Annotated in this window: 2 protein-coding genes; both read right to left on the bottom strand. The window is 65.4% G+C overall.

The annotated features are described in order from the left end of the window. Nucleotides 1–176: 176 nt before the first annotated feature. The gene (locus IRZ30_RS16525) at nt 177–1,526 is read right to left on the bottom strand and encodes an ABC transporter substrate-binding protein (RefSeq protein WP_294086750.1); all 1,350 of its coding nucleotides are present in this window, start codon (nt 1,524–1,526) and stop codon (nt 177–179) included. 49 nt (nt 1,527–1,575) lie between these two features. Further along, entirely contained in the window at nt 1,576–2,982 is a 1,407-nt protein-coding gene (locus IRZ30_RS16530) for an aminomethyl transferase family protein (protein ID WP_294086751.1), read from the bottom strand. Between the last annotated feature and the right edge of the window lie 439 nt (nt 2,983–3,421).

A 3,421-nucleotide genomic window follows, 5' to 3' on the forward strand; every position in this document is an offset into this window, starting at 1 on the left:
ATCGCGATCGCCTCTCGCAGATCCCGGCGGCCGAACGGCCACACGGGCGTGATGCGGTAGGGCCGAGTCTAGCAGTCCGGTGAGGCGGCGTCAAGCGGCGGCGCTAGGTGGGGTAGGACCCGATGGCAAGATGCACCGCCATTCAGCCATCGGGTCCCCTGGGTTCCCAAGCGGCCTTAGAACGACAGGTCGTCGAAGTCCGGGACGCGATCGATCACGATGTTCGCGTAGGTCCCATCATCCAACTGCTCGACGCGGCAGAGGAGAATGGTCGTGACCGGCCCTTGGGACTCCGGGTGGAACCGGAAGTTACCGGCCGGACCGGTGAATTCCACCCCTTTCAGCGCTTGGAGCAGCGCTTCCTTGTCTTCGACCTCCCCGTCAATGGCCGAGAGAGCCTCGGCGATAACACGCCCACCGATGTAGCCGGCGTAGTCGACCAGCCCCGGGAGAATCCCTTCGTGCTTCGCCGTAAACGCCTCGACGAATGCCTGGCTCTCGGGAGTGTCGTTGTAGGCGGTGTAGAGCGTTCCGCTCACCAAACTCAGTGCCGCATCGCCGATCTCGGGGAGGATCGACTGGTCCACGTTCGCACCGGAGGGGATGAGCGGGATGGCGTCCTTGAGTCCAAACTCCTGATATTGCACCAGGAACCGAATGGCGTCGGTGCTCGTGCCGTGAAAGGCGAAGACCGCGTCGGCGTCCGCGGCAGCCTGCTCGATCCGCTGCAGGTAGGGCCCGAAGTCTTGCGTTCCGATCGGCGCGACCACTTCGCCCACGATCTCGCCGCCGGCTCGTTCGAACCGGCTCCGGAAGGCCGCCATCTCCTCGTGCCCCGCGGCGTAGTCAGCCGCGTGCAGCACCATGCGCCGGTAGCCCAGCGTCTCGTAGGCATAGTCGGCCGCTGGGGCGTCGTACTGACCGTTCGCGAAGGAGACCCGGAAGATGTATGGGCTCCGCATCGCCGGGTCGCGGGTTAGAGCTTGGAGGCCGGCGTTGGTGACGATGGTCGGCATCTCGGCCTGAACCAGGATATCGCGAACGGCAGCGGCCTCGTTGCTCAGCGTGATCCCGGCGATGAGGTGCACGCGATCCCGCTCGATGAGTTGCCGGGTCTTGGTGATTGCCTGCTCGGGCTGCCCGGCCGAGTCCTCGATGATCAGCTCGACCGGCCGCCCACCGAACTGCATCCCGGCCTGATCGAGAGCCAAGGTCAATCCCCGAAGGTTTCCCTCGCCATTGACGCCCTGCGGACCGGACAGCGTCAGCAGCACGCCGATGCGGATCGGCTCGCCGCTCGCGCTCGAGGCGGGAGTAGCCGCTCCGGCTGTTGTCGGGCTGGCGACCGGGCTGGCGGCACTCGCCACCGGCGTGCCGCCGGAGGTATCGGGGGTCGGCGTGGGGTTCCCGCCGTCGGCCGGCGTTGGAGTCGAATTGTCACCACCGCAAGCTGCGATCAGTGTTGACAGTCCGAGTGCACCGCCAGTGAGACGGAGGAAGTCTCTCCGGCGCATCAACCGCTCCATAGGCTGCTCCTTACTCGCGCCTGTCTCGTAGCGCGGTCCTTACCGACCCCTAGTACCCACGCTCTGCCCCAAGGTAGTCCCGAGCAAGGTCGGCGTAGGGAACCGGGGCAACCGTGGCGCGGATCTCGGTCTGGGTATGCCGCTCGACCGTCGGCTTCTCGGAGCCGCCGCGCGGTTCGCCCCATAGAAGCGTCACCTGTGTGCCGGGCTGGCTGTACTCCGGATCGACGACGGCGAGGGACAGGATCGCCGTCGCGTTGGAAATGTAGCCGCAGGTGGTGGAGACCCCAATGACGTCGCCCCGGTCGTTGCACACCGCGTCGTACTGCCAGAGTGCGTAGCGGGGGATCGGCCAGTCGATGAACTTGGCCCGCTCCCCGTACGGTTCCTGGAACATCGTGCCGATCGCCCGCGTCACATCTTCACCGTTCCACACCAGCGTCACCTTGACGCGGTGCTTGTCGTTGGCGCGTGCCTCCAGCGCTTCGCGGCCGATGAAGTCGTGGTCGAACTTGATCAGGTGCCCGTAGCCGAGGTCCCACGGCGTGAAGTAGTAATCCTCAATGTGTGGGGAATAGAAGCTACCGCCCAATGAGCCGGTCGCTTCCTCGGTTGTCGCCGGCAGCCACTCACGATAGGCGCGGAGCTCGGGGCTCGTGTAGACGGCGGGCACCGGAGACGGGATCCAGCCCACGCCCTCAATGCCGCTGGTGATATACGCCTTTGATCCGACCTGACGGAGTCCGTGCTTCTGTCCGGTCTCGACGATGGCCGCCTTAACCGCTGGGCCGTCTTCCCACGGCCCGAATAGCTCAGCCCCGGGGGTACCTGCCATGCCGTGGCGGAGGAAGTAGACGCGCCGCCCGGCGATCGTCATCTCGCCGATCCGGAAGTACTTGACCGCCGGCAGTGGCCCGCCGTTCAGCTCTTCGAGCAGTGCGGGCGCGTTCGGCCCCTGTAGCTCGTAGCGGTAGGCCGTCCTCGGCCGGGTGGGGTCGGCGACTGACCAGACATCGTTCTCGACCGTCACGTCGAAGCCGCCCGTCTCGGCATGGTAGTGCAGCCAGTTGTTGATCCCGGGACGCGATACCAGCTTGACGCGCCCGTCCGCGAGGTAGAAGAGGATGCCGTCACCGATGACATGGCCTTCGGGACTGCACGCGACCAGTTGCTTGGCGCGGCCGGGGGTGAAGTTCTTGACCGTGTTCACTCCCACACGCTCGAGGAGCGGGATGATGTCCGGCCCGCTCAGGTAGAGGTTGGTCATGTGATAGGACTGATCGAAAAGGGCGACCGAGTGGCGCCACGATTGTTGCTCGTCACGCCAGTTGGTGAACTCGGGCGGGAGGTCGGGAAAAGTCCCGAGCAGCGTCATTTTTTGGTTATAGAGGTGGTCAACGATGTTAGGCACAGAGTCGATCAACTGCTGAAGGCTCGTTCGCGCCTGTTCGGTCATTGTGATCACCTCCGTGAGTTGTGCGTTGCCGTCTAATGTAGGCTAGCAATGGCGGTTAGAGTCGTCAACGGTGCCTGTTTCTGATGCCGAAGGCGGCGGCGAATCGGATGAAGCGGTCGGCATGGGCCCCGGGAGTTACCGGCGTTTGACGAGTTAGTTGCGCGGGCACGGTCGGCGCGTGCCCAGGGGTGAACCCCCGGGTACGTGCCACGACACCGGAATCATCACACCACCGGCTACGGGTGTGGATGACGGTGAGCGGGATCTTCTCACGGACCACTCCGGACCGCGCCACGCGGCAGTCCTGCGCGGGGTAGGATTGGCGGGTCGGCGGGGCAGGCTGGGCCCGGCCGCGCAGGGATGGACTGGCCGGTGCGAAAGGAGTGCTCGGCAGATGGAGCCTGTGAGCCGAACCGTGGACGCGCTCATCGAGATTCCG

This window comes from Sphaerobacter sp., from assembly GCF_019683595.1.
In the GTDB taxonomy this organism is placed as follows: Bacteria; Chloroflexota; Chloroflexia; order Thermomicrobiales; family Thermomicrobiaceae; genus Sphaerobacter.